Annotated in this window: 22 protein-coding genes; 15 read left to right on the top strand and 7 right to left on the bottom strand. The window is 64.0% G+C overall.

Annotated features, from left to right (window positions below; genetic code table 11):
- Positions 1–81 precede the first annotated feature (81 nt).
- Positions 82–2,115 carry an MFS transporter gene (locus J2S97_RS10670; protein WP_307049369.1) on the top strand — a complete coding sequence of 678 codons (2,034 nt, stop codon included), beginning with the start codon at positions 82–84 and terminating at the stop codon, positions 2,113–2,115.
- A 69-nt stretch (positions 2,116–2,184) separates the two neighbouring features.
- Here the strand turns inward: J2S97_RS10670 and J2S97_RS10665 are convergent, their stop codons facing one another.
- Together J2S97_RS10665 and J2S97_RS10660 are read right to left on the bottom strand one after the other, a co-directional pair.
- The gene (locus J2S97_RS10665) at positions 2,185–3,162 is read right to left on the bottom strand and encodes a class F sortase (protein WP_307049152.1); all 978 of its coding nucleotides are present in this window, start codon (positions 3,160–3,162) and stop codon (positions 2,185–2,187) included.
- 78 nt (positions 3,163–3,240) lie between these two features.
- Entirely contained in the window at positions 3,241–4,032 is a 792-nt protein-coding gene (locus J2S97_RS10660; protein WP_307049150.1) for a hypothetical protein, read from the bottom strand.
- 423 nt (positions 4,033–4,455) lie between these two features.
- On the opposite strand from J2S97_RS10660, the gene J2S97_RS10655 reads away from it, so the two are divergent.
- From J2S97_RS10655 to J2S97_RS10625, 7 genes are all read left to right on the top strand, one after another.
- Complete coding sequence (locus J2S97_RS10655) at positions 4,456–6,189, top strand: ABC transporter ATP-binding protein (protein ID WP_307049149.1); 1,734 nt, start codon at positions 4,456–4,458, stop codon at positions 6,187–6,189.
- Positions 6,186–8,228 (top strand): ABC transporter ATP-binding protein, encoded by a 2,043-nt coding sequence (locus J2S97_RS10650; protein ID WP_307049147.1) that lies wholly within the window; start codon positions 6,186–6,188, stop codon positions 8,226–8,228. The genes J2S97_RS10655 and J2S97_RS10650 overlap by 4 nt, the downstream gene beginning before the upstream one ends.
- A gap of 35 nt (positions 8,229–8,263) precedes the next feature.
- Positions 8,264–8,680, top strand: a complete 417-nt coding sequence (locus tag J2S97_RS10645; protein ID WP_307049146.1) for an acyl-CoA thioesterase — start codon at positions 8,264–8,266, stop codon at positions 8,678–8,680.
- A 140-nt stretch (positions 8,681–8,820) separates the two neighbouring features.
- Positions 8,821–9,066, top strand: coding sequence for a PLDc N-terminal domain-containing protein (locus tag J2S97_RS10640; RefSeq protein WP_307049144.1), 246 nt, complete (start codon positions 8,821–8,823; stop codon positions 9,064–9,066).
- 159 nt (positions 9,067–9,225) lie between these two features.
- Positions 9,226–11,457: an McrB family protein gene (locus tag J2S97_RS10635; RefSeq protein WP_307049141.1), complete on the top strand. Its 2,232-nt coding sequence runs from the start codon at positions 9,226–9,228 to the stop codon at positions 11,455–11,457.
- Positions 11,458–11,482: 25 nt separating this feature from the next.
- Positions 11,483–12,763, top strand: a complete 1,281-nt coding sequence (locus J2S97_RS10630; RefSeq protein WP_373460544.1) for an McrC family protein — start codon at positions 11,483–11,485, stop codon at positions 12,761–12,763.
- Between the two features lie 426 nt (positions 12,764–13,189).
- Positions 13,190–13,759: a TetR/AcrR family transcriptional regulator gene (locus J2S97_RS10625; protein ID WP_373460543.1), complete on the top strand. Its 570-nt coding sequence runs from the start codon at positions 13,190–13,192 to the stop codon at positions 13,757–13,759.
- On the opposite strand, the gene J2S97_RS10620 is transcribed toward J2S97_RS10625, so the two are convergent.
- Positions 13,756–15,423: a sensor histidine kinase gene (locus tag J2S97_RS10620; RefSeq protein ID WP_307049137.1), complete on the bottom strand. Its 1,668-nt coding sequence runs from the start codon at positions 15,421–15,423 to the stop codon at positions 13,756–13,758. The genes J2S97_RS10625 and J2S97_RS10620 overlap by 4 nt on opposite strands.
- A gap of 101 nt (positions 15,424–15,524) precedes the next feature.
- Between J2S97_RS10620 and J2S97_RS10615 the strand changes: the two genes are divergently transcribed.
- Positions 15,525–16,280 (top strand): response regulator transcription factor, encoded by a 756-nt coding sequence (locus J2S97_RS10615; protein WP_307049135.1) that lies wholly within the window; start codon positions 15,525–15,527, stop codon positions 16,278–16,280.
- 54 nt (positions 16,281–16,334) lie between these two features.
- Here J2S97_RS10615 and J2S97_RS10610 read toward each other — a convergent pair whose 3' ends face one another.
- A complete protein-coding gene (locus tag J2S97_RS10610; protein ID WP_307049134.1) occupies positions 16,335–16,736 on the bottom strand; it encodes an Hpt domain-containing protein in 402 nt (133 codons plus the stop codon).
- A 237-nt stretch (positions 16,737–16,973) separates the two neighbouring features.
- Between J2S97_RS10610 and J2S97_RS10605 the strand changes: the two genes are divergently transcribed.
- The gene (locus J2S97_RS10605; protein WP_307049132.1) at positions 16,974–17,801 is read left to right on the top strand and encodes a hypothetical protein; all 828 of its coding nucleotides are present in this window, start codon (positions 16,974–16,976) and stop codon (positions 17,799–17,801) included.
- 27 nt (positions 17,802–17,828) lie between these two features.
- Here J2S97_RS10605 and J2S97_RS10600 read toward each other — a convergent pair whose 3' ends face one another.
- Together J2S97_RS10600 and J2S97_RS10595 are read right to left on the bottom strand one after the other, a co-directional pair.
- Positions 17,829–18,248, bottom strand: a complete 420-nt coding sequence (locus J2S97_RS10600) for a very short patch repair endonuclease (protein ID WP_307049130.1) — start codon at positions 18,246–18,248, stop codon at positions 17,829–17,831.
- Between the two features lie 49 nt (positions 18,249–18,297).
- Positions 18,298–18,732, bottom strand: coding sequence for a pyridoxamine 5'-phosphate oxidase family protein (locus J2S97_RS10595; RefSeq protein WP_307049128.1), 435 nt, complete (start codon positions 18,730–18,732; stop codon positions 18,298–18,300).
- Positions 18,733–18,937: 205 nt separating this feature from the next.
- Between J2S97_RS10595 and J2S97_RS10590 the strand changes: the two genes are divergently transcribed.
- From J2S97_RS10590 to J2S97_RS10580, 3 genes are all read left to right on the top strand, one after another.
- On the top strand, positions 18,938–20,092 hold the full coding sequence (locus J2S97_RS10590) for an FAD-dependent oxidoreductase (protein WP_307049126.1): 1,155 nt from the start codon (positions 18,938–18,940) through the stop codon (positions 20,090–20,092).
- 275 nt (positions 20,093–20,367) lie between these two features.
- Entirely contained in the window at positions 20,368–20,967 is a 600-nt protein-coding gene (locus J2S97_RS10585; protein WP_307049124.1) for a DUF6318 family protein, read from the top strand.
- Positions 20,968–21,299: 332 nt separating this feature from the next.
- On the top strand, positions 21,300–21,926 hold the full coding sequence (locus J2S97_RS10580; protein ID WP_307049122.1) for a hypothetical protein: 627 nt from the start codon (positions 21,300–21,302) through the stop codon (positions 21,924–21,926).
- Positions 21,927–21,962: 36 nt separating this feature from the next.
- Here J2S97_RS10580 and J2S97_RS10575 read toward each other — a convergent pair whose 3' ends face one another.
- The gene (locus J2S97_RS10575; protein WP_307049121.1) at positions 21,963–23,270 is read right to left on the bottom strand and encodes a helix-turn-helix domain-containing protein; all 1,308 of its coding nucleotides are present in this window, start codon (positions 23,268–23,270) and stop codon (positions 21,963–21,965) included.
- 215 nt (positions 23,271–23,485) lie between these two features.
- On the opposite strand from J2S97_RS10575, the gene J2S97_RS10570 reads away from it, so the two are divergent.
- Entirely contained in the window at positions 23,486–25,276 is a 1,791-nt protein-coding gene (locus J2S97_RS10570) for an NAD(P)/FAD-dependent oxidoreductase (protein ID WP_307049119.1), read from the top strand.
- 130 nt (positions 25,277–25,406) lie between these two features.
- Complete coding sequence (locus J2S97_RS10565) at positions 25,407–26,462, top strand: 2,3-butanediol dehydrogenase (RefSeq protein ID WP_307049118.1); 1,056 nt, start codon at positions 25,407–25,409, stop codon at positions 26,460–26,462.
- Positions 26,463–26,518: the final 56 nt, after the last annotated feature.

Raw genomic sequence — 26,518 nt, 5'->3', positions numbered from 1 at the left:
GCCACCGGTCCGTCCCGGGCCCTGTCCACGACACCACAGCGGTCATCGCCGCAGCCAACCACGTCCACACCGCAGCCTGCAATGACCCACCGCCAGATCATGGAAGCCCTCACCGGGCTGCTCGCGGCGTTCTTCACGGCGATCATCAGCAGCACCATCGTGGCCAACGCGCTGCCCACCATCATGTCCGAGCTCAAGGGCACCCAGACGGACTTCGCCTGGGTCATCACGGCCGCCCTGCTCGCCAACGCCGCCACCACCCCGATCTGGGGCAAGCTCGCCGACCTCTTCGACAAAAAGGTGCTCGTCCAGCTGAGCATCGTGATCTTCGTGGCCGGTTCCGTCATGGCGGGCCTGTCCGAGACGATACCCCTGCTGCTGACCGCACGCGTTATCCAGGGCGTCGCCATGGGCGGCCTCACCGCGTTGGCGCAGGCCATCATCGGCTCCATCATCCCGCCCCGGGACCGCGGTAAGTACTCCGGCTACATGGGCGGCGTCATGGCTGTGGGCACGGCCGGCGGCCCGCTGCTCGGCGGATTTATCGTGGACAGCCCGCTGGGCTGGCGCTGGACCTTCTTCGTCTGTGTCCCGCTGGCCGTCATCGCCCTCATCCTGCTTCAGATCACCCTTAAGCTTCCCCACGTCAAGCGCCACGCGAAGATCGACTGGCTCGGTTCCATCCTGCTCACCTCCGGCGTCAGCCTGCTGCTGATCTGGGTCTCCTTCGCCGGCAACCCGGAATACTACGACTGGTGGTCCTGGCAGACAGCGGCCATGGTGGGCGGCGGCGTGCTGCTCCTGGCCCTCCTGGTCGTGGTGGAGTCCAAGGTGGAGCAGCCCATCATCCCGCTCAAGATCATCAGCGAACGCACCACGGCGCTGGCCATCCTCGCCTCCGTGGCTGTCGGCGTCGGCATGTTCGGCTCCTCCGCCTTCCTGGGACAGTATTTCCAGGTGGCCCGCGGTGCCACTCCCACCGAAGCCGGGCTGCTGACGCTGCCCATGATCGCCGGCAACCTCATCGGCTCGGTCCTGTCGGGCCAGCTCATCAGCCGGACCGGCAAATGGAAGCGCTACCTGGTAGCCGGCTCCATCCTGCTGATCGGCGGCCTGGGGCTGGCCGGTACCATCGACCACACCACCGAACTTTGGCTGACCGGCCTCTACACCGCAGTCCTGGGGCTTGGCCTCGGCCTGCTGATGCAGAACCTCGTGCTGGCTGTGCAGAACACGGTCCGGGCCACAGACATCGGCACCGCCAGTGCCTCCGTGGCGTTCTTCCGCTCCGTGGGCGGCGCGATCGGCGTGTCCGTGCTGGGCGCCGTCCTGGCCAACCGCGTCAAGGAACTGGCCACTGACGGCCTGGCCGCAGCCGGGATCCCTTCCACCGGCGGACCCGCGGGAGCCAGCATGGACCTCCAGGACATGCCCGCCCCGATCCGGGCCATCATGCGGGCCGCCTACGGTGACGCAACGGCGGAAATCTTCCTGATTTCCGCGATGATCGGCATCATCGCCCTCGCGGCGGTGCTTTGCATCAAGGAACAGCCCCTGCGCCGCACCGTGGACATCGTCCCGGCAACTGCCGCCACCGGGAACGCTGCCGCGCCCCCCGGGAACCACGCCGGCCCTCCAGTCAATTCCGCCCCGCCCGCGCCTTCCGACGCCGGCATCGTGGACCTCGACCGGGAGTTCATCGAGGTCCTGAGCAGGCAGCGCGCGCAGGAGACCCGCTTTCCGGACGCGGCACGCCAGGATCGGAGCACCCCCCGCGACGGCCGCGGACACCTCGACGGCGACGCCACGTCTGCGGCCGCGGATGGTTCCCGGGCGCGCTCCCGGACCCTGGTGGCCGATCCGCAGCCAGAAGCCGCCGACGTCGTGCCCCTGCTGCTGCAGACGCAGCAGCTGCTGGCCGAACAGCAGCTCCACTTGGCAGAGGCGCTGCGCGCCGTGCACGAACAGACGGCGGAGCAGCGCGAGATCGCTGCGGAACAGGCGCGCATCAGCGGGGAGCTCACCACCCTCCGGCGGCAGCTCGCCAAGGAACGGAAACTGCAGCGCGCGGCGGCGGACTACATCGCAACGCACGGGCGTCACCGCACCGGATAGTCGCCAACAACACCGGACGACGGCGACGGCGGCTGACTGCCGCCGTCGCCACCGTCAGGGTCGCTGTTGTCAGGGGTTCGGCACCGGGGACGCAACGACCACCACGTTCTTCCCCCAGGGGTCTTCCGTATAGCAGCTGATCAGGACAAGTCGGTTGGGAACGGCAGTCCAGATGGGACTGTCCTTGAGGCTTGCCTTCACGTAGGTGTCCACGGAGTCCACCCTGTACCGCATGGTTCCCGATGCGGTGGTGGCTTCGAAGATGTCACCAGGGGCGCTTGCCGCGCTAAGCCGGTTGAAGGGAGCATCGCGGCCTTCCCAACTGTGGCCAAGGATGTACGTCGTGTTGGTGGACCCGGCCCCGGGCATTCCGAAGTCAGATACCCAATAGCCGTCCACGGTGATGGGGGGCACGATCGCCTGGGACTCCAGCTCCTCGCGCGTCGGGGTCAGCGGATGAATCACGACGTCCAGCCCGGCTGCCGGATACACGATCCTGGTCGGGGCTGCGGCCGGGGGATAGTTGGGTAGGATCGGCGGCGGTTCCTGCGCCGCGGGTGCAGTAGTCGGGGACCCTTTGCCGCTCCAGGGGAAGGTATCCGGCGGGACGGCATAACCAGGCATAGCAAGGTCGGCCGACCGTGAATACGGGGCGGTCGCCGGATCGGACCCGGCCCTGCCGCCCGTGTTTCCCGGAGCGACGATGCCTGGGAGGAACGTCAACATAAGGAAAGCCACGACGCCAGCAAGGAGCAGCAGCAGATCGCCGCGGTTCAGCGACAGGTTTTTCAATGGGATGCGGTTCAGCGAGAGGCGGTTGGAAGACCAGCCGTGTAGCGACCAGTCGCCGAGGGCTTTGACCTTCGACGACAGGTTTTCCGGCAGCAACCGGTTCAGTCGCAAAAGGTCACTGCGCCACTGTTCCAACGCCCGTTGATAGTGGGCCCCGTTCTGGGTTGCCCCGTCCTCCGGAATCCCGTCCTCTGGAACCCCGTCCTCCGGAGGGTCGGGCGGGCTGTCTACGGGACGGCCGTCGGGGAAGGACATCGGAACTCCTCCGTAGGGATAGGTGTGGACGGGCATCCGCCGTGACGGCGGATGCCCGTCCTGACCACAGGATCGGCCTTACTTCTGGAAGTCCTGCAGACGTGCCCTGTGCCGCAGGGCAACCAGCCCCGTTGCCCCAAGCAATGCCGCAAGGCCTCCGAACCAGGCGGGATTACCGGGGTCTGTCTGGGTTCCGGCAGCAGTCTGGGCGTTGAACCCGCGGTTGACTACCGGGGCAGCTGCGGCTCCGGCCGGCACTGCGACAACAACCGGCGGAGTGACAGCAGGCGGTGCCACGACCGGCGGGACCACGACGGGCGGGACCACGACGGGCGGGACCACGACGGGCGGGACCACGACCGGCGGCTTCTCAACAGGGGGCTTCTCGACCGGCGGCTTCTCGACCGGGGGCTTCTCGTGCGGCGGCTTCTCGTGGTCCTTGTCGACGCAACCGCCCGCAGGGACCGGGTAGATGTCGGCCCTGCCGTTGTGTCCGTCCTTGTGGCCGTTCCACCACGCCTTTTCGGGAATAGTGATCACGACGTAAGGGTTCTTCTCGGATCCCGTCGCGTGGCAAATGGTGAGCTTCTTCGAGCCGTGGCCCCCGTCATCGTCCTTGTGGTCATGGTCACCCTTTGACCCGCCAGGGCAGCCGCCCGCCGGCGCTGGAATCAGGTCACCATGGTGCGAGCCATGGCCACCATTTCCGTTCACCGCGTTTTCGCTGACCGTGATGCTCACGTAGGGGTTCGATTCCGAGCCCGTTGCGTGGCAAATGTTGACTTTGTTGTTGTCGCCGGCATTTGCCGGGGCTGTAACGCCTATTAACGCAATGCCCGCAATGCCGGCGGTTGCGAGAATTTTTTTCATGGGATTCTCCATCTGGATCATTTGCACTGACCAGACTGCGGGAGTAGGAGGCCCCATGGCGGAGCCGGCCGTTGGCCGTAGGTGCCCAGTTCGCCTGCGACTCTCCTGCAGAGTTGTCAATTAACTGACCACTTCACGCTAAGCTCCAGGCACTGGCGTAGTCGCGAGTAGCCGCTACTTGACTGGGTACCCGATTTTCACAACCGTTCCCTCGGGACCGGGGGATAACACCCGTTTCACTCGTCACAGGACGCACGTGGGGCTCTGCCGGCACCCTGGTGCGGATACGCCCTTCGGATGATATTTGCGGCCTGTTGTTTTGCATAGGCAACGGATTTCGTATTGTTGGAAGGCTAAGAGTGTCAGCCCCGGCTGGTATTACTTCTTCTATTCACTTCGCGCTCTTCCAAAGGATTACCGGGCATGCTTGTCACCCTCGTACGGCGCTACTCCAAGCCGTATTTGCCGTATATCGCGGCAGTCATTGTTTTCCAGTTGGCGTCCACCATCGCTGCCCTCTACCTTCCCAGCCTGAACGCCCAGATCATCGATGAGGGTGTCTCCCGAGGGGACACTGACTACATCTGGCGAACGGGCGGGGTCATGCTCGGCGTGGCGCTGATCCAGGTTGCCACCGCCATCGCCGGCGTTTACTTCGGCTCGAAGGCGGCCATGGCCTTCGGCCGGGACCTGCGGCGGGGCGTCTTCCGGAAGGTGACAAGCTTCTCGGCCAAGGATGTCAATGTCTTCGGCGCCCCAACCCTGATTACCCGCGGCACCAACGATGTCCAGCAGGTTCAGATGCTGGTTCTCATGGGGCTGAACTTCATGGTGGCCACGCCCATCATGTGCATCGGCGGCATCATCATGGCCCTGCGCGAGGACCTGAGCCTGTCCTGGCTGGTTTGGGTGTCCGTTCCGGTGCTGATTGCGGTGGTGGGGTACCTAGTGGTCCGCCTCATGCCGCTATTCCGCTCCATGCAGACAAAAATCGACCGCATCAACGGCATTCTCCGCGAGCAGATCATTGGCATCCGAGTGGTCCGCGCCTTCGTCCGGGAACCGCACGAGACCGAGCGTTTTGGTGAGGCCAACCGCGAACTCACCGACGTCTCGCTGAAAATCGGCGCCCTGTTCGTCCTGATGTTCCCGGCCATCGGCATGATCCTCCATGTCTCCACCGCCGCCGTGCTGTGGTTCGGCGGCCAACGGGTGGATGCCGGGGAGATGCAGGTCGGTTCCCTGACGGCCTTCCTCCAGTACCTCCTGCAGATCCTGATGGCGGTCATGATGGGCACCTTCATGGCCATGATGATTCCGCGCGCGTCGGTCTGCGCGGACCGCATCGGCGAGGTGCTCGACGTCGAGCCCTCCATCCATGAGCCGGTGGAGCCGGTGGCGCCCACCCACCGGACCGGACGCGTGGAGTACCGCAACGTCTCGTTCGCGTACCCCGGGGCCGAAGAACCCGTCCTGAGCAACATCAGCTTCACCGCCGAGCCCGGCCAGACCGTGGCCATTGTCGGGTCAACCGGCGCCGGCAAGACCAGCCTGCTGTCCCTGCTGCCGCGGCTTTACGACGTCGCCTCCGGGGAGGTGCTGCTCGACGGCGTCCCCATCACGAACCTTGAGCGTTCCGAGATCACCGGCCGGGTGGCCATGGTGCCGCAGCGGCCCTATCTTTTCTCGGGGACCATCGAGCACAACCTGCGCTTCGGTAAGACAGAGGCCACGGACGAGGAGCTGTGGGACGCGCTCACGGTGGCCCAGGCCGCGGACTTCGTTCGGGACAAGAAGAACGGTCTCGGTTCCAGGATCGCCCAGGGCGGCACCAACGTCTCGGGCGGCCAGCGCCAGCGTCTATGCATCGCCAGGGCATTGGTGACCCAGCCCAAGGTGTACTTGTTCGATGACTCCTTCTCGGCCCTCGACGTCGCTACGGACGCCCGGCTTCGTCATGCGCTCAAGGCAAAAACTGCGGATGCCACGGTGATCATCGTGGGCCAGCGCGTGTCCACCATCGCCGACGCCGACCAGATCCTGGTGCTGGACAACGGCCGGATCGTGGACCGGGGCACGCACGATGAACTGCTGCTAAGTTCCACCACCTACCAGGAAATCGTCGAGTCCCAGCTGACCGCGGAGGAAGTGGCATGAGCACCAACGAGAAACTCCCCGCAGGCCAGGAAACAACCCCCGTGGAAGACGACGACTTCTACGAGGAGGAATACAAGCCCACCGAGGCCGACGGCGACATGTTCGGCGGCACTCCGGCCAAGAAGGCCGAGCATTTCTGGCCGTCCGCCAAGCGCCTGATGGGCCTGCTGAAACCCGAGTCCGCCGGCATCGCCCTGGTACTCGCCATGGTCACGGTGGCCGTGGTCCTCAACGTCGTTGCCCCCAAGATCCTGGGCCAGGCAATGGATGTCATCTTCGGGGGAGTGGTGGGTAAGCAACTGCCCGCCGGAGTCAGCAAGGACCAGTTCGTCGACGGGCTTCGTGCCCAGGGCGAAAACAACTTCGCCGACATGATCGCCAAGATGGAACTGATCCCGGGCGTGGGAATCGACTTCCAGAAGCTGTCATTCCTGATAAGTGTTGTGCTGGTGATGTACTTCGTGGCCAACATCTTCACCTGGCTGCAGGGCTACGTCCTGAATGTGCTGGTCATGCGCGTGGTCCGCAAGCTGCGCGACGACACCGAGAAAAAGCTCAACCGGCTGCCGTTGAACTACTTCGACACGCGTCAGCGTGGTGACACCCTGTCCCGCGTCACCAACGACGTCGACAACATCCAGCAGGCCCTGCAGCAGGCCTTCGCGCAACTGGTCAGTTCCGCGCTGACGGTGATCGGCATCGTGATCATGATGTTCATCGTGTCGTGGCAGCTGGCCCTTATCGCGCTGGTCGCCCTGCCGCTGTCCGGTGTGGCAGCGGGCATCATCGGCTCGCGAAGCCAGAAGCTGTTTGCAGCTCAATGGAAGAACACCGGCCAGCTCAACGGCCAGATCGAGGAGTCGTTCTCCGGACACGACCTGGTGCGTGTCTTCGGCCGCGACGCCGACATCCTGGAAAGCTTCGACGAGCGGAACGAAGCCCTGTACAAGGCCAGCTTCGGAGCCCAGTTCGTCTCCGGCATGATCATGCCGGTCATGCAGTTTGTCTCCTACCTCAGCTACGTTGGCATCGCGGTGGTCGGCGGGCTGAGGGTGGCTTCCGGCGGCATGAGCCTCGGCGACGCCACCGCCTTCATCCAGTACTCGCGCGAGTTCACGCAGCCGCTGGGACAGATGGCCGGCATGGCAAACATGCTCCAGTCCGGCGTTGCCTCGGCTGAGCGCGTCTTCGAATTCCTGGATGCCGACGAACAGGATGCCGAAACTGCCACCGAGCACCTGCCTGCCAAGACCGACGGCCATGTCGAATTCAAGCACGTGACCTTCAGCTACTCGGAGGACAAGTCCCTGATCGAGGACCTTTCCTTCAACGCCGAACCGGGGCACACCGTGGCCATCGTCGGCCCCACCGGCGCGGGCAAGACCACCCTGGTCAACCTGGTGATGCGCTTTTACGAGCTCAATTCGGGAAGCATCACGCTGGACGGCGTGGACATCACGCACCTGAGCCGCTCCGAACTGCGGGCGAAGGTGGGCATGGTGCTGCAGGACGCCTGGCTGTTCGGCGGCAGCATTTACGACAACATCAAGTACGGAAACGTCAACGCCACCGACGACCAGATCATGGAGGCGGCGCGGGCCACGTTTGTGGACAGGTTCGTCCGGGCACTCCCGGACGGCTACAACACGGTCATCGATGAAGAAGGCAACAACGTCAGCGCCGGCGAGAAGCAGCTCATCACCATCGCACGTGCCTTTGTGGCCAACCCGTCCCTGCTCATCCTCGATGAGGCAACCAGTTCGGTGGACACACGCACGGAAGTCCTGGTCCAGAAGGCCATGGCGGCCCTGCGGACGGACCGCACAAGCTTCGTCATTGCCCACCGGCTGTCCACCATCCGCGACGCCGACACCATCCTGGTGATGGAAGCCGGGCGGATCGTGGAGCAGGGCAACCACCACGACCTGCTGGAACTCAAAGGCGCTTACTACCGCCTCTACATGTCCCAGTTCGCGGGCGAGGACGCAGACGCGATCTTCGAGGACTCCACGGATGATGCGACGGCGGTGCACAGCTGAGCGCCGCCGGCCGGCGCATCGAGGTCCTCGTACCCATGCGGTGGGGCGACATGGATGCCTACGGCCACATCAACAATGTGCAGATCGTTCGGATGCTGGAGGAGGCCCGCATCGCGGCCTTCGGGCCGCCACGCGGTGCAGGGCTACCCGGCACAGAGCCGCAGGTGTCCCTCTTCAACGATGTTGAGGAGGGCACCATGGCTTTGGTGGTGGAACACAAGATCCGCTACGTCAGGACCCTCGAATACCGGAACGTGCCGGCAGTGGTTCACTTGTGGATCGGCGCCGTGAAAGGCGCCAGCTTCGACATCCACTACCTTTTGCAGGACCCGGTCACCCGGGAGGACTGCGTCAAGGCCACCACCCACCTGGCTTTCGTGGATGAGGCCACCGGCCGGGTGCTTCGCCTGACTCCGGAGCAGAAGGAGCGGCTCGCCCCGTTCACGGCCTGAGCCTAAAGCCCCTACCTTCAGGCGGGTCCGCGTCCCTATGATCGTCACTACGATGATCCGCCCGGCAACCGTCCACGGAACCAACAGTCAACGCACCAACCAACTACCTGCACCAATAACCGGAACAAGGAGCATTGGCCATGGCCACGAAGAAAAAGAAGAAGTCCTGGAAGGAAATGCCGCCGTTGGCGCGATTCGGAACCTTGGTGGCAGCTGCAGTGCAGCTCTCGCTCCTGATCGCAGCCCAGCGGGACATTTCCCGTCGGCCCGCAGAGCAGATCCGTGGCAGTAAGGCGGTCTGGCGGATGGTCACGCTGATCAATTTCGTGGGCCCGGGAAGCTATTTTGCGTTCGGGCGCAAGAACCTGCCCGCTGTCGGAAAGTAGCCGGCCGGCCCCGTCGGGCGCAGGCCCAGGAGCCCGAAAATAGCTGGGAAGCCAGTCCGGCGGCCAAGTAAACATCCATCACCGTCCAACACCTACCGAACAGTAGCGTGCAGAGGTCCTTGGTGTTTGCGTTCAGGTTAAGCCTGTAAATTTGAAGGCATGACCCCCACCGCGAAGCCTGCCATGACCCGCGCCCCCGGTATCTCCAAGGAGATCGAGGACGCGGCGTGGTTTGTTCTGGGGGCCGGTCTTCAGCGCAGGCCGTCGGCGCTGGACGGGCGGACTGCCACGTGGACGGCAAGTGCCGCCACAGAGCTGCTGGAACGCCTGGAACGGGGCGTTGCGGACCCCAAGGCGCCCATGATGACCAACCTGCGCCAGAACCTGACGGACGCCTCCCGCGGAGCCAAGCAGCTTGCCGTTGAGCTGCTCTTCCTGCAGTCGCTACCGCTGGCCCATGAAGTGAAATCGCTCAAGGTCAAGCGCGCCAGGGTGGCAGAAGCTGCCTCTTGGCTCGAGCCGCCGCTTGAACTGCCGGGCGAGCTTTACCAGGGCATGACTGACCACGGCGTTATCCGCGACCGCACTGCCGAGTTCAACTGGACCATCTGGGACCACCTGAGGTGGCTGTGCCGTTTTGTACAGCACGTGGACCGGCAGTCCGCGGCCGCGATGGCCAAGGCGTTGAAGGATCCCCAGGCCTTCCACCTGCTCGCGGCCGGGACACCGGATGACCAGCCCGCAATCCGCCGCAGCATCGAATACCTGGCCTGGCCCAGCTACTTCGAGCCCGTAGTGGCTGACGTCGAGCGGCAGGAAATCCGGGACGCTTTCGCTTCCCTGGTGGGCGGCGCAAAGGGCGACAGCGACGAGGAAATCACCGCTGACATCCACCGCATCCGCCTGTACCTCGACAAGCAGGCGGGCCAGCGCATCGACTGGTACGCCCGCCAGCTGGTGAGCCAGTGGCGCAAGGTGGGGGATCCGGGCCGCCGTGCGTGGCTGCTGCGCACCCACCACGACGTCAAGGACCTGCTGTCGGCGTGGCACGGGGAAGAGAAGGTGACACTCGACGTCGAGCACCTGCGGCTCCTGGGCCCCGGTGTCACTGCAGGACTGGTCCAGCACGCCGTGGACGAGGACTACAAACATCTTGGCTACGTGGAGCGCGAGGACAACAAGACCGCCGTCTTCGCGTTCCTCACTGTCATGAAACCGGGCGACCTCGTCCTGTACCAGCACGCCGGCTCTGTCCGGCTTGGCGTCGTCCTGGGCGAGCCGGAGCACAACGAGGACAACCGCAGGATGCGGCGCAAGGTGCGCTGGTTCGACGAAGCCCACAGCATGACGGACCTGCCCCGCCACGTCCAGCGCCAGCTGGCCACACCGGGGATCATCGTGGACGTCACCAGGGTGGTGCAGGCCCTGCAGGCACTGTTGCCCGCCGAAGCGGAAGCGGAGGCCGACGACGCCGCCGCGCCGGCCGCCGTCGTCGAACCCGTCCCGGAAGGGTTCCGTCCGCTAACGGAGGAGTTCGCGGCCTCCCTGCACATGGACCTGGAACCGCTGCAGGAAATCGCTGAGCTCCTGGAGGAGAACCGGCAGCTCGTGCTGTACGGCCCGCCCGGAACCGGCAAAACCTACCTCGCCAAGCACCTGGCGGCCGAGCTTGCCGGCGACAGCACGGACGAACGCGTCAAGCTGGTGCAGTTCCACCCCTCGTATGCCTACGAGGACTTTTTCGAGGGCTTCCGCCCGGACAAGACCGACGAAGGACAGGTGTCCTTCAAGCTCGTGGCTGGCCCGCTGCGGCGTTTGGCGGAGGAAGCTGCCAAGCCCGGCAATGAAAAGAAGCCGTACTTCCTGATCATCGATGAGATGAACCGTGCCAACCTGGCCAAGGTTTTCGGCGAGCTGTACTTCCTGCTGGAGTACCGCGACGACCGGATCTACCTTCAGTACAGCCCCAATGAACCGTTCACGCTCCCGGACAACCTGTACATCATCGGCACCATGAACACGGCGGACCGCTCGATCGCCATGATGGATGCCGCCATCCGCCGGCGCTTCTCCTTCATTGAACTGCATCCCAAGACCGAACCAGTGAAGGGTTCCCTGCTCCGCTTCCTGCAGGCCCGGGACCTTGACACCACCCCGGCCCTCCTGCTTGATGCACTCAATGACGCCATCGACGAATGGGACCGCGACCTCATGATCGGGCCGTCCTACTTCATGAAGAAGGCGGCCCAGACCCCTTCCGGCCTGCGCCGGATCTGGAAATACGAGCTGATGCCCCTGCTCGAGGAGCACTACCACGGGCAGCTGAACCGGGCCCAGCTGCAAGAGCGCTTCGGGCTTGAGCAACTGCTGGGCCGCCTTGCGTCCCGCTAACGGACTGCAGGTCGCTGTTCCGCCGCTGCCGGCACGGAAACCCTCCAGCTCCGCCAAAGCGGTCCGCCACATCGTCCTCGATGAGCTGTCCGGCGGCGTGGTGGACAAGCTTGACGCAGCCAGTGCCGCGTTCCTGAACGCCAGCGGCCTTGCCAAGGCGTCCCCGATGGGCATGGGCCTGTTCAGGATCGAGCCGGTGGGCATGGTGGGGTCCGTACGCACGCCCACAGTGCAGCTGGAAGTCCGGCCGAAGGACCGCCTGGGCCTCAGCCGGCTGTTGTTCCTCCTCAGCTATGCAGGGAACCAGGGCTTTCGCGAGGATCCGGTGGCCGCGGTGGAGGACTCGGACCTGTGGAGCGCGCTGGCTGAATCGCTGGCGCAACTGGCGGACCGGGCCTTGAGCCGCGGTGTCCTGCAGGGCTACCTCACCGTTGATGAATCGTTGCGGACGGTCAAAGGCAGGATCCGCATTTCGGACCAGATTTCCCGCCGGCCGGGAATGCTCGTGCCCTTGGAAGTGTCGTACGACGAATTCACCGAGGACATTGCCGAGAACCGCATCCTGCGGGCCGCCCTCGAGCGCATGGCGCAGGTGCCCCGCGTGCGGCCCGACGTCCAGAGCCGCCTCCGGCAGCTTAAAGGCAAGCTCGACGCCGTCACCCGCCTTCAGTCCGGAGCGCCGCTGCCGCCGTGGCGGCCCACCAGGATGAACGCGCGGTATCACGCGGTGCTCCGCCTGTCCGAGGTGATCCTGCGCAACGCCTCGGCCGAAGCCGGCGACGGAAAGCAGCAGACGGCGTCGTTCGTGGTGGACATGGGTCAGGTGTTCGAGGATTTCGTGGGGACGGCGCTCCGCGAAGCCATGGCGGCCTACCCGGGCGAGATGCGGCTGCAGTACAACGCCCTGCTGAACGAGGCCGTGCGCGACTCAGACCGGCTCACGGTGAGCCCGGACGCAGTGCACCTCCTGGGCGGCCGTCCTGTGGTGGTCTACGACACCAAATACCGGGCAGCCACGGACCAGGGCGCGTCACTGTCCGGGGACCATTTTCAGATGCTCGCGTTCTGCACGGCCCTACGGGTTCCCACCGCGTGGCTGGTGTACGCAGGCGCGGGGGAAATGAAGCTCCGCCGCATCCTCAATACCGACATCGACGTGGTGGAGTACCCGCTTGATCTTTCCCTGCCGCCGTCGGAGATCCTGGCAGCTGTTGCTGACCTGGCACAACAGTCCTGGGGCGAAGTGGTGCGGCAGGCAGGACTTAATCAAGGATCGCGGGCTCGGAGCGGCCCGGCATTGACATGAGGTGCATGAGCAATGCCCTCTCAGGGTTGCCTTCGCTCTTGTTGAGGCAACGGCGCAACTGATTGCGGATCTCAGATCCCTCCGGATCGGTGTCCGTCAGGATAGCGTTGATGATTTCCCATGATTGGTGACGAATCGGCTCAAGCTTCACACGCCCGCGGACGGGCCCCCCAACCGCATGGATCCCGGACCGCGCCTGCCACGAATCGCCCTGATGGGACCCAACGGCTGACAACATTCTCTTCGGCATCTCACCCTCCTGTGGCACAAGCGCTCTGGCTCAAACGCCTGGGAATTCGACCGACCGGAATATAGGAATCCTATCTCAGACAGACAAGTCTGTCTGCCCTTTGCGTTAGACTAATTGTAATGACCCCCACGCCAGACTCAGTAGCAATGCAGCCTGCGCCGCAAGGCGAGGTTGCGATGAGTCCTGCCGCCGCGAGGCAGAGGATTGTTGATACGGCGTACCAGCTTTTCGCGCGCCGTGGCATTCGCGATGTGGGAGTGAATGAGCTGATCAGCAGTGCCGGCGTGGCGAAGGCAACGTTCTACCGTCACTTTGCATCCAAGGATGAACTGGTACTCGCCTTCCTGGAGCAACGCGACCGGGTGTGGACCGTGGACCTGATCGTTGCCGATGCGCGGGGCCGGGCTGGCACACCCACTGAGCAGCTGCTGGCGATCTTCGACGTCTTCGGGGACTGGTTCCGCCGCGACGATTTTGAGGCTTGCTCCTTCATCAACATCCTGCTGGAAATGGGTGCCAATCATCCGCTGGGACGTGCGAGCATTGACTACCTCGCCAAGATCCGCGGCCACGTCCAGCAGCTCGCGGAGGAGGCGGGGCTCCGGGACGCCGAGGACTTCTCCCGCTCATGGCACATCCTGATGAAGGGGTCCATTATTTCCGCCACGGAGGGTGACCTGGACGCCTCCAAGCGTGCGCAGCGTATGGCCCGGATGCTCATCGAGGATTACCGGCCACGTCCCTAGACCGGCACCTTGACTGTGAAGGTGGTGCCTTCTCCCAGCGCGCTCCGCAGCTGGATGCTTCCGCCGTGTGCTTCAACGATGGCCTTGCTGATGGACAGTCCAAGCCCCACTCCCGGGATGGCCGTGTTCCGCACGTTGCCGGTCCGGAAGAACTTCTTAAACACGTCGGCCTGGTCCTGTTCGCTCATGCCCATGCCGGTGTCGCTGACATGACACACCAGCTCTGATCCTTCCGACGCCAGGGACACCACGACGTCGCCGCCGTTGGGCGAGTACTTGATGGCGTTTGAGACCAGGTTGTCCAGTACCTGTGACACGCGCGCGGAATCCACATGGGCGTCCAGCCGCTCGGGGGCTTCCGCGCGGAGCCGCACGTTGGCTGCCGCTGCGCGGGGGAGTGCGGCGCTGACGCTGGCCCGCACAAGGTCGGCCACGTTGACGGCCTGCGGGCTGACGATGAGCTGCCCTTTGCGGCTGGCGAGCAGGTCCGAGACAAGCCCCAGCAGGCGCTCGGAGTTCCGGCGGATGATGTTCAGCGGTTCACGGTGGGAATCCGGCAGTACGTCTCCGTCGTCCAGCAGCAGCTCCACATAACCCAGGATGGAGGTCAGCGGGGTCCGGAACTCGTGGGACACGTTGGCCACAAAGTCGTCTTTGGCCGCCAGTGCGTTCACCAGGTCGGTGACGTCGCTGAACACGATGACGGAGCCGGCGAAGGCGCCGTCGTGGTCCCGCATGGCGCGGGCGCTGGTGGTTATGGCGCGCTGGTCACTGCCGCTGCCAAGCCACACCAGGTTGTCCGTGAAATTTTCGCCCATCACCGCGCGGCGGACAGGGCGCTGTTCCACCGGCACCTTGGTGGTCCGGTCCGGCTGGAACACCAGGAGCTGGGACTCGTTCGGGTCGTTGTTTCCCGGCGGCGTGGCGAGCCGGTGGTGCTGCCGCTGTTTCCGGTTCATGAGGATGTCGTGCCCGTCCGCGTCCACTGCCAGGACGCCCAGGTGCACCGTTTCCAGTACCGAATTGAGCAGCCCTTCCTGCCGTTTGCTGTCCTTGAGCGCGATGCGCAGCTGCGCATCCTTCTCCTCCAAGTCGCGCTGCTGGCGGACCATGCTGAGCGTCAACACGCTGACGGACACTCCGATGCCCAGCATCATGACCGGCAGTAGCAGGGACTTCGCCAGATCCTGCCCCGTGACGTCGCCGCGGACAAACAGTGGCAACCAGATGATGCCCAGGGGAGCGAGGAATGACAGCAGCAGGGCGGTGCGCGGAAATATCCCCGAAGCGCACAGCCAGATAACGGGAAAGACTGCCAGGAGACTGATGCCCGTGAGGCTTTCCTGTCCACCCTCCCGCCCCAGTGCGATCGAAACGAAATCAAGGAACGGGATCACCAGGAAGCTGGGGTACGGCAGCCGGTCCCACGGCGTTAGGTAGCACAGCGCCAGTATGAGGACCTGGGTCACCAGGAACGCGATGAAGAGGGCATTGGTCAGGGTGCCGGGAAAAAACAACAGCATCAGGACGGCGGTGAGCCCTGCCGTGATGGACAACGGCATTTGACTCAGCACTACACGCCCCCGCAGCGAGTACTCGTGGAACGGCCGGCGAAAGAACATTATCCGGCCTGAAGCGATGTCCCAGGTGAGGTTGCCGCTCATGGCCGGGTGAACAAAGACGTGCCGTTTACAAGACGCATACCACCACGATATCTGTCGACCGCTATACTTCTGACGGTATCGAGCGGACTGAGGGGGCTGCGATGAGTGAATCACGTGTGGGTCTGGTAATCGAGGATGATCACGACATCCGTGAACTGGTGCGGGTAGTGCTGGTCCAGGCCGGGTTCGATGTCCAGGTGGCAAGCAGCGGGGCGGCCGGTGTCGTGGCGGCCAAGGAGCTCAAGCCCGCAGTCATCACCCTGGACCTGGGGCTCCCGGACATCGACGGCTTCGAAGTCGCACGCCAGATCCGGGAGTTTTCCGACGCCTACATCGTCATGCTGACGGCGCGCGCCGAGGAACTGGATACGCTCATCGGCCTGGAATCAGGAGCGGACGATTACCTGACAAAGCCCTTCCGTCCCCGGGAACTGCGCGCACGCGTCGCCGCCATGATGCGGCGTCCGCGTTCGACGTCGGACTCCGCCGCCGCCGAAACGGCACCTGCCGCAGCGGGCGGCACCGGCCGGACGCTCACGCACAACGGCCTTGAATTCAGCTACGAGGCGCGGACCGTGAGTGTGGACGGGCGCGAACTGCACCTGACGCGCACTGAATTCGACCTGCTGCATGCCCTACTTGAGGCAGGCCGGATGGTGCGCACCAAGTCGGAACTGGTGAGGCGGCTGCGGGACGAGCCGTACGACGTCGGTGGCTACATCTCCGAGGCAGACGAGCGGTCCGTCGAAGTGCACATGGGAAACCTCCGCAAGAAGCTGGGCGACAGCCCGCAGAACCCGCGCTGGCTCCAGACTGTCCGCGGTGTTGGCTACAGGTTGGCCCCGGCTGAACGCTGACCACGGAGGTTTGGACCTGGGGCTACGGTCCGGGCAGCCTTCAGGAAGCCGGGTTCAGGCCGCTACGGCGGCGGAGAGCCCGGCCACCGTTTGGCCTGTGCAGGCATCCATGCTCTCCAGCAGGGCCATCTGGAGCAGGGCAGGTTGTTCGCGGGGATTCCCCGGGTGGGTCTCCAAATGCCTGAGGATGGTCTCGAGTTCGTCAGCGAGCATCCCCAGATACGCCGCGCCAACCATTCGGCTGGACGTTTTGACGCTCAGCACGGCGTCCATGGCCGCGTCCAGATCCATGGCTTCCACGGCGTGCCGGAGCCGGTCCAGGCGTCGGGGCAATTGCTGGATGTAGCTGTTGACGAACACGATGCAGTAGTCCGGGTCCGGCTCAAGTTCGCAGCGAAGTGTTTGCAGCACAGCGGGGTCAACGTACGGTTGGCTGGCGCCATCCTGTCCGTCCATTGGACACCCCTTCCCTTTGCCTCGCACAGCTGGGATAGCGGGTGCGGACATAAACCTTGCCTCTTTTACAGTAGGGCTCCCGCGGCTGCGGAATGCGATTTCCAGAAAAATTTGCGCCAATCTTGATCGGACTGGCCCGCTTGCGCTTTGGGATCGGGACACGTGCTTGCCGGCACCGAACTGACCTGTGGCCGTCGATGCCACCAGCCGAGTGCGGGGATCACCTTGTTCAGGACCGTGAAGACACTTGTTACTGGCATTTTTGTGGGGCTGGGATTGACCTTGGCGGCCATCCAGCCAGTGCAGGCAGCGCCGGCGACAGCCCAGATTTCACTCAATCCGAGTACAGGACCGGCAGGGTCCGCGGCGACAGTCAGCGGAACAGGTTTCAAGGTTTCCACTACGGGCACCGGCATAGCCGGGTCCTCCACCTTTGCCTTTAAGACGGCGTCCTCCGGTGCCTTCAGCACTACCATCACGATCCCCGCCACAGCCACAGGGTCACTGACCATCACGGCCAAAACCTCCTCCGTCAAGGCCTCGTCCGTGTTCAAGGTTGCTGCTCCTGGTCCCACCATCCCGCCGGTCAGCACGGCGGCCCTGCGCTTTGGAGTGGCCACCGCCGGCGGGCCGCTGGCCGGCACTGAACTGGATGAAGTGTCACAGCTGGCAGGGGAGAGGCCCTCCAGCGTGCTCTTCTACAAGGACTTCCTCCAGGCACCGCCCATCAGGCTGTTCCCGGGCGCCGGCTACGTGGACATCGTGGCCCTCGACGGATACAACTGGGGAACCTCGGCGTCGTGGAGCGGCTGGATTTCCCCGCAGGACCTCTTCGCTCCGGGGATTGCACAGCTGCGGACACTGGCACCCGGTGCTCCCATCCTTATTGCGGAGACGGCATCGAGTGAGGCAGGCGGCTCCAAAGCGGCCTGGAACACCGAGCTGGTCACCTATCTCGCAGCCCAGCCCGATGTCCAGGGCTTCGTCTGGTTCCTCTTCAGAAGGAAACGGACTGGCGCATCAACAGCACCGACGCCTCGGCGGCCGCGTTCAATACTGCGTTAGCGGCTCGCCGGGCGTCCTAGTGGTCGCTCAAGCGAGGAACTGCTCCAGCTGCATTTCCAAAGCGGAAATGTCCTTCAGTTCGCATTCCCAGACGGTGAGTACCTGCCAACCGGAGGCCTCAAGCAGCCGTCGCTGTTCGGCGTCGCGACTCCTTGTGCGCGTTCGTTTGCTTTCCCAGAATTCTGCGTTCGCAGTGGGGGAGTGCTGCCCCGCCCTGCAGTCGTGGAAATGCCAAAAACAGCCGTTGACGAAGATGACCTTATGCCGTCCGGAGAACACCAAATCAGGGTTGCCAGGGAGTTTCCCGCCCTTCGCGCTGCCATGCAGCCGGTAGCGGTAGCCTTTCGCGTGCAACAGGCTCCGAACCAGCAATTCCGGTTTGGTGTTCTTGCCCCGGATCCTGGACATGTTCCAGCTGCGCTGTTCTGGAGTCAGCCGGTCAACCATAGTTCAAGTCTAGGCGGCCCACATTCGAGGGGCCTGGGGGCTGGAATGCCTAGACGTCACGCTCCGGCTGCTCGCCGAACTGGAAATGGCGGCCGCTGACTGAGACAGGCTCGATCTCAACGTAGAAGTCCTTCAACGTCGGCACCCATGACTTCAAACCCAGGGCGTCTGCCGCTGCGATGTCCGCGGATTGATCCAGGACACGGGCTGTTCCGCGAAGCACCACGGACCATGCCTCGTCGGACATGATGCCGTCCGCCTCAAAGAGGACGTTCGAGTTGATCGTCAGTTCCGCAAGCTTGTTCCCGGGGGCCGTCCGGAGGTAGAGCTTCCGGCCGCCCACTGCGTAGTTGACCGGGAAAATGTCCGGTTCGCCGGCCACGGTTACGACCAGCCGGCCGTGTTTTGTGCCCTCGAGAAGCATCCACGACTGGTCATCGTCCAGATTCAAAATGGGGTTGCCGTCTGCGTGTGTGAACATCATGGGCTCATTGTTCCGCCGGCAGCGCCCGATGGCCAGTGTCCTATGGACGCATTCTGGGCACAGCGGTCCTCCCTGGCGTCGCGTTCGCCGCAGCGGGGCGCGCCGCCGCGGCGGCGAACGTCCGACGTCGGGCGTAGCGTTGGTATTGCCGGTTACGAAGATTCAACTCACCCGACGAGTCCGGCTGAACCGGGAGGGTGTTCCCATGAAGGCGATCATTTGTGGGGCGGGGATCAGCGGGCTGTCCGCTGCGGCGTTCCTGGACCGTGCCGGGTGGGACGTGGTGGTGGTGGAACAGGCTGATGGGCCGCGGCCGCAGGGTTACATGATCGATTTCTTTGGTCCGGGCTGGCAGGCTGCAAACGCCTTGGGCATCGTCCACCGGATTCGGGAGCTGGGCTACCGGGTAGAGCGGCTGGAATATGTCGACAGCCGGGGTAATGCACGGGCCACCCTGTCCTTGGCCAAATTGAGTCGCATCGCAAAGGGTGAGTTCGTCAGTATCCTGCGTCCTGACCTGGAATTAGCCATCCGCGAAGCCTTGCCGCACAGGGTGGATCTGCGCTATGGCCGCACTGTTGTTGCCGTCGGACAGGGCCGCGCCTCCGTGACTGCCACCCTTGACGACAATGCCGTGTTGGAGGCGGATTTGCTCATCGGCGCGGACGGCATCCACTCAGTGGTCAGAGAGCTTGTCTTCGGGCCGGAGGAAGAGTTCTTCCACTACCTAGGCTTCCAAGTGGGCGCCTATTCATTCAGGGACTGGGACGTCGCCGCCCAGATAGGTGACAGGTTTGCCGTCACCGATACCCGCAACGAGGCTATGTTCTTCTACCGGTTACGCGACGGACGGATCACGGCGATGGCCGTGCACCGTTCGGATGACGCGGCCCTTCCTGAGGACCAACAGGCCATGCTCCGCTCCAGATACCGAAACCTCGGCTGGATCTGTCCGGCGGCCCTCCGCCAGTGCCCGAAGGATTTCTACTATGACCAGGTCGCGCAGATCAGGATGGAACGCTGGCACACCAACCGTGTGGTTCTACTGGGCGACGCCGCCGCCGCGGTGTCCCTGCTCGCCGGTCAGGGAGCGTCTTTGGGAATGGCGGCGGCTTTTGTGTTGGCAGACGAACTGATGACAGGGGCAGACCTCCGGCAGGCGCTCGATACATTCGAAACACGCATCAGGCCCTCGGTCTCGGCGAGCCAGGAGGCGGGTGTTTCTGCAGCACAATGGTTCGTGCCCGCCACACGGTACGCCGCTTTGATGCGCCGCACCATGATCCGGCTGGAAGGAATCCCGGGCATGGAGCGATTGATCAGTTCCGCATTAATCGGCAAATCCGGCGCAGCGCTTTAGCCGATTGTGTTGCCGTTTCCGAATGTGCGTCGTCCGGCTTCTGAGCTCCCGCCCGAGCCATTTGTGTCTTCCTATCGTGCGTGCTGAGTGGTAGAACCGGAGGCATTGGCTGTGGATAACTTTGAGCCTTGAAGTGTGACCTCGGTTACCCTTTAACAATCGTCCGGATTTATTGGCGGGCGGCTCGGACGTCTTGAAAACTATCGGGGGAATAGCTGCCCATGACATCTCGCACTTCGTCCCTCACTCGGTTGCGCTATTCCGTGGCTGCATTCATGGCTGCTTCCGCGCTGGCCCTAGCGGCATGCAATGGAGGCGGCAATCCGCCGGGCACTGACCCGACTTCCGCCTCGGCTTCTGCATCGGAGTCGGCTTCAGTTACCCCGACGCCCACGCCGTCCGCCGCCTACAAGCCGGCCGACGCCAAGGGCAAAGCGCAGAACGTGCCGGTTCCGGTGTTGCCTGAGGCAGCGAAGACGGAGACGAAGGAGGGGCTGGAGGCCTTCGCTGATTATTGGTTCAAGTTGCTGGACTATGCATATGAAACGGGGGATATTTCGGGCCTCGGGGCGGTCACATCCCCCGCATGCGAACTCTGCTCGAATATCACCACATCACTTTCAACGAACTACGAAGGCGACCGGTGGCTCGCTGGCGGAAAACTCGTAACGCCCTCAATCACGACGACGTTCACTCCAGAATCGGATGGCTCATACCAAGTTCTTGTCCAAGTGCAGCAGGCAGCTATTTCATACTTCGCCCCAGGGGGAAGCCAATTCAGGTCGCCGACACCGCCTTCAGACACTGGAAATGTTTTGTTGGTGGAATTCAAGGACCGCGGTTGGTATCTCAGCGGGTTGCACCCGATTCGATGAACAGTCGCATGCTCAGGCGAACGCAGACTCTTCTTGTAGCAGTCATCTCCTGCGCGCTATTTACAGTCCCTTCAACGTCAGCCCTCGCGTTTGGGGATGATAGTGGAGTCGATTCGGGGTTCGGGAATCACGGTGTCGAAGTTGATGCGTGGACCGTCGACCCATCCACGGGCAAGGTGGTCCCCCGGGAGCCTGGTGCTCCCAACACAGATCCCAACCAATACAAGGCTGATCTGCAGTGCCAGACTGACGAGAACAACCTGAGTGTGAAGTGTCTGCCTGGGCAACAGCAATGCCCGCCCCGTGAAGAGGGTGGCGAACCCGGGATCCCCGTGATCTGGAAGGTGGCGCCGCGGGGAATAGCCGATCCTGCGTGGTCGGACTGGACCCCGAACGGTGGTGGGCCGTCGTGCTTATATGACGAGCGCCCTGAGGATCTGCTTCCCCGCATCGCGGCGCTGATCCAATCTGAATTCCAGAAACTTCCCGTTGCCGCGGGAACTGTCACCGCTCAGCCGAGTCCGCACACCCTGCGAGGAGCCGAGACTAATTTCTACGCCGATTCTGCAGAGCAGCAGTTCGACATCACGGTCCTCGCCCAGAAAGTGCACGTCGTTGCGACCCCGGCCCAATACACCTGGAGCTACGGCGACGGGACAACGCTGGGACCGCAGTCCTCGGCCGGTGGCCCGCTCCCGCAGGATCGCTGGGGCGAGAAGACCCGCACAAGCCACGCCTACACACAGACCGGCGATTTCCAGGTGGTGCTCACAACCCACTTCCAGGGGACGTACTCCGTCAACAACGGACCGCCGCTGCCCATCCCGGGGCAAGGGCAGTTCAATTCGCCGCCTCAAACCATCAGCGTGTGGCGCTCCGTCACCCGAAACTACGCGGACGACTGCATCAGGAATCCGCAAGGCCAGGGCTGCCCGGGCGTTGCGCCCTCGGCTCCGTAAGTCGAACGGCTCCGTAGAGGTCGCCGTCACCAGCAGCTAGGCCTGCAACTCCCGGTCCACCCGCTCCATGCGCGCCCGAACCACCTGATAGCGCGGATCTCCGGGACCTACAAGGCTGGCCATGGCCGAAGCTGCCTCGGTATCTGATGCACCCATATCGCTCGCGCACCACCCCATCATGAGCTGGGCATTCCCGCTGGCGCGGACGGACGCGCCCACGGCTTCGTTGAGCTCGTCACGCATCAGCTCAATGGACAGGTTGGCCGAACGGTTGAGCAGCTTTGCAGGGTAGGCCGCCAGCGCCTCCGGCACCCTGCCTTCGCGCAGGTGCCCGGCGACGACGGATGCGTCCGTGACGACGCGGATGGCCGAAGCGAAACGATACGGGTTGGGTTCCACCACGTTGCCCAGGATGCTGCGGATTCGATGCATCTCGGTTCTGATGGCCGTGGCGGCACCGTCCTCGCCGTGAAGCCGGTACGCCAGTTCATCGGCGCTCCACCCTTGGGTCCGGGACGCCAACAGAGCCAGGATCTCCGCTCGGCGAAGAGTCAGCGGGAGCCGGGCACCGCCGTCGACCTCGGCGCTTGGAGTGTCACCCAGTAACCTCAGCATCAGTGTCGAGCGCACCGCGCTCGCGGGCTGCCGCGTGGGGCGGCCGGCCGCCGGGACGCCGGCCGTCTTCAGCAGCTCCTCCGCCAGCCGAACGCCGCAGCGCACCATGCGGAGGCTGTCCGGCGTTACTGATTCGAACGGGCCGGACACATCGAGCACTCCCACAACCCCGCCCGTGAACGGATCACGAATCGGAGCCGCCGTGCAGGCCCAGTCGTGATGCGTCCGCACCAGGTGTTCGGCGCTGAATAACTGCGCCGGTGCGCCGGTCACCAGGGCCTCGCTGATGGCATTGGTCCCGACACCGGATTCGGACCAGTCGGCTCCCTCAACAAACTCCAGGGAATCGGCCAGCCGCAGCGCCTGCCGGCTGCCGACCCGCCACAGCACCTCGCCCTGCTGGTCGGTGACGATGAGGAGGTGACGGCCCGCGGCTGACTCGTCGGCCAGCAGCTGGGACAGGGCCGGCATCACGGAGGCCAGCCGGTGCCCGGCGCTGAGTGAGCGGGCTTCGGATACGTCGTGCCGGTGAACAGGTCGGTGTTGGTCAGGGTCGATGCCGAGTGCCAGCGATCGCTGCCAGGACTTAACGATGCCTGGCGAAATGAACGGATCAGGATTGCCCGAAATCGTGGCTTCGTGGGCCTTGCGCAGCGTTCGTGCGTACTCCGCCGGTGCGGTAAACCTCAGGTCAGGAAGATAGTTGGTCGCGCCGGTGCCCGTCCGCATCCGCAATCTCCCAACTCGTCATCGAATCGATCCCGGCCATAATCCGGAGGCCGCTCTCCAGCAGTTCCTACGGCAGTCAGCTCGAATGAACAGGGGGAGAGGGCCATGTCACTCGATTGTAACCCTCGGCGTCTTTTACTTGTGATGCGGGTCACGGGGCGGTCATTACGAGACGGACCGGGAGTGGCTCACCGAAAGCAACGGAAAGAGGAATCATGCCTGAGACACCAAACGGCATCGTGGAGGCCTGGCTGACGCAGTTCGATGAGGCGCTGCGCAGCACCAACACTGACGCCGCACTGCAACTTTTCGAGGACGATTCGTACTGGCGCGACTTCGTATCCTTCACCTGGAACCTCAAAACACTGGAGGGCAAGGCGGAAATCCAGCGCATGCTGGACGCGACTCTTGCCGATGTTCAGCCCGGAAACTGGGAACTCGCCGAGGATGCCACCGGGGACGCCGCGAACACCGAGGCGTGGGTGAACTTCGAAACCGCCCAGGCGCGGGGCTATGCCCACCTGCGGCTCCGCAACGGCAAATGCTGGACCCTGCTCACCACCATGCAGGAGCTCAAAGGATTCGAGGAAAAGAAGGGCCCCAACCGGGAAAAGGGCGTGGCGCACCAGATCAGCAAGGGCCGCAGGTCCTGGCTGGAACTCAAGGAGGAGGAAGCAGCAAAGCTTGGTTATGAGGATCAGCCCTACACCGTGATCATCGGCGGCGGACAGGGCGGAATCGGACTTGGTGCACGGCTCCGCAGGCTCGGCGTCCCCACCATCATCGTGGAGAAGAACGAGAAACCCGGCGACTCGTGGCGGAACCGGTACAAGTCGCTCCACCTGCACGACCCCGTCTGGTACGACCACCTGCCGTACATGAAGTTCCCGGACGACTGGCCCGTCTTCGCCGCCAAGGACAAGATCGGCGACTGGCTTGAGCACTACACCCGGATCATGGAGCTCAATTACTGGTCCAGGACCGAATGCACCAACGCCCATTTCGATGAAGCGGCCCAGGAATGGATCGTCCAGGTAATGCGCGACGGCGAACCAGTCACCCTGCGGCCCAAGCAGCTCGTCTTCGCACTGGGCGTCTCCGGTTACCCGAACGTTCCGACCTTCGACGGCGCCGAGTCCTTCCTGGGGCAGCAGTACCACTCGTCCAAGCACCCTGGCGGTGGAGACTGGACGGGCAAGAAAGCCGTGGTGATCGGGTCCAACAACTCGGCCCACGATATCTGCGCCGATCTGTGGGAACACGGCGCGGACGTCACCATGGTCCAGCGCTCTTCCACGCACATCGCCCGGAGCGAGTCACTGATGGACCTCGCGCTCGGCGACCTGTACTCGGAGAAGGCGCTGGCCAACGGCGTCACCACCGAGAAGGCCGACCTCCTGTTCGCGTCCCTGCCGTACCGGATCCTGCCCGAAGCCCAGATCCCCGTCTACCAGGAGATGGCCAAGCGCGACGCCGGGTTCTACTCCCAGCTTGAGGCCGCCGGTTTCGACCTGGACTTCGGAGTCGACGGTTCCGGGCTGTTCCTCAAATACCTGAGGCGCGGCTCCGGCTATTACATCGACGTCGGCGCCTCCCAGCTGATCATTGACGGACGCGTCAAGCTTGCGAACGGCCAGGTCAGCAAGATCACCGGCAATGCCGTGGTCATGGACAGCGGAGCGGAGCTCGAAGCCGACGTCATCATCTATGCAACTGGCTACGGTTCCATGAACGGATGGCTGGCGGACCTGGTCTCGCCTGCGGTGGCGAACGCCGTCGGCAAGTGCTGGGGATACGGCTCGGACACTCCCAAGGATCCGGGCCCGTGGGAGGGGGAGCTGCGCAATATGTGGAAACCCACGAATGTTGAGAATCTCTGGATTCATGGCGGCAACCTGCACCAGAGCCGCCACTACTCCAACTATCTGGCGCTTCAGCTGAAGGCCCGGATGGAGGGGCTGCCGACGCCCGTCTACGAACTCCAGCCCACACACCACGCTCGCTAACCCTGACCGACGGTGACAATCACCATCCCGGGAATCACACTGGGGGTGGGGCCACCTGCTGGCAACCAACGACATGCCGTGGATGCGCCTGACGGGTGCATCCACGGCCCGTAATGCGAAGGAAAACATCATGAAAGCAGCACGATTCCACGCCCGCGAGGATCTCCGGATCGAAGAAGTTCCGGAGCCGGAGCTGCGCCGCGGAGCCGTGAAGATCGCCGTTGCCTGGTGCGGGATCTGCGGCACGGACCTCCATGAATTCCTGGAGGGGCCCATCTTCACGCCGCCGCCCGGACACCCCCACGGGCTGTCACACGAAGCCGCCCCGGTCACCCTGGGTCATGAGTTCTCCGGCACCATTGAGGAACTGGGCGAGGGCGTTGCCGGGCTCGACATCGGAGACAGCGTGGTGGTGGAACCCTACTTCGTCTGCGACGAATGCGCCCCGTGCCGGGAGGGCAACTACAACCTGTGCACCAATTTGGGCTTCATCGGGCTGGCCGGCGGCGGTGGTGGACTCAGTGAAAAGATCGTGGTCGACTCACGCTGGGTCCACCCCGTCGGCGACATTCCGCTCGACGAAGCCGCGCTCATCGAACCCCTCGCAGTCGCCCATCATGCCGTGAGCCGAAGCGACCTCAAAGCCGGGGACGTCGCCGTCGTCGGCGGTGCAGGGCCCATCGGACTGCTCACGGCGGCTGTCCTGAAAGGGCTCGGCGTCACCACCGTGGTGACCGAACTGTCCGCCGCCCGCAAGGAGAAGGCGACGTCGTCCGGCGTCGCGGACCATGTGATCGACCCCAGTGCAGACGACGTCAAGGCTCGGGTGCTGGAGCTGACCGGGGGAGCCGGTGCGGACGCCGCGTTTGAATGCGCCGGCGTGAACGCGGTGCTGGACACCATGCTCGACGTCGTGAAGCCCGCCGGAGTGGTGGTCAATGTGTCCATTTGGGGCCGCCCGGCCTCCGTCGACATGCAGAAGATCGTCCTCAAAGAAATCGACCTGCGGGGCACCATTGCCTACCGCGGCGACCATGCTGCTGCCATCAAGCTGGTCCAGGAGGGGAAAGTGGACCTCAAACCTTTCATCACCGGAAGAATTGCCCTCGAGGATCTGGTGGACAAGGGCTTCGACACGCTCATCAACCACAACGACACGGCAGTGAAGATCATCGTGCACCCTTAGTGATCCCGCTCTCACCCGGAATAGTTGCACGCGCGCCCCAGTTGAGCTTAGTGGAC

Source organism: Arthrobacter oryzae, from assembly GCF_030812315.1.
Classification (GTDB): domain Bacteria; phylum Actinomycetota; class Actinomycetes; order Actinomycetales; family Micrococcaceae; genus Arthrobacter; species Arthrobacter oryzae_B.
Note: the sequence above shows the minus strand (reverse complement) of the source record. Positions and strands in the feature narration are given on the sequence as shown.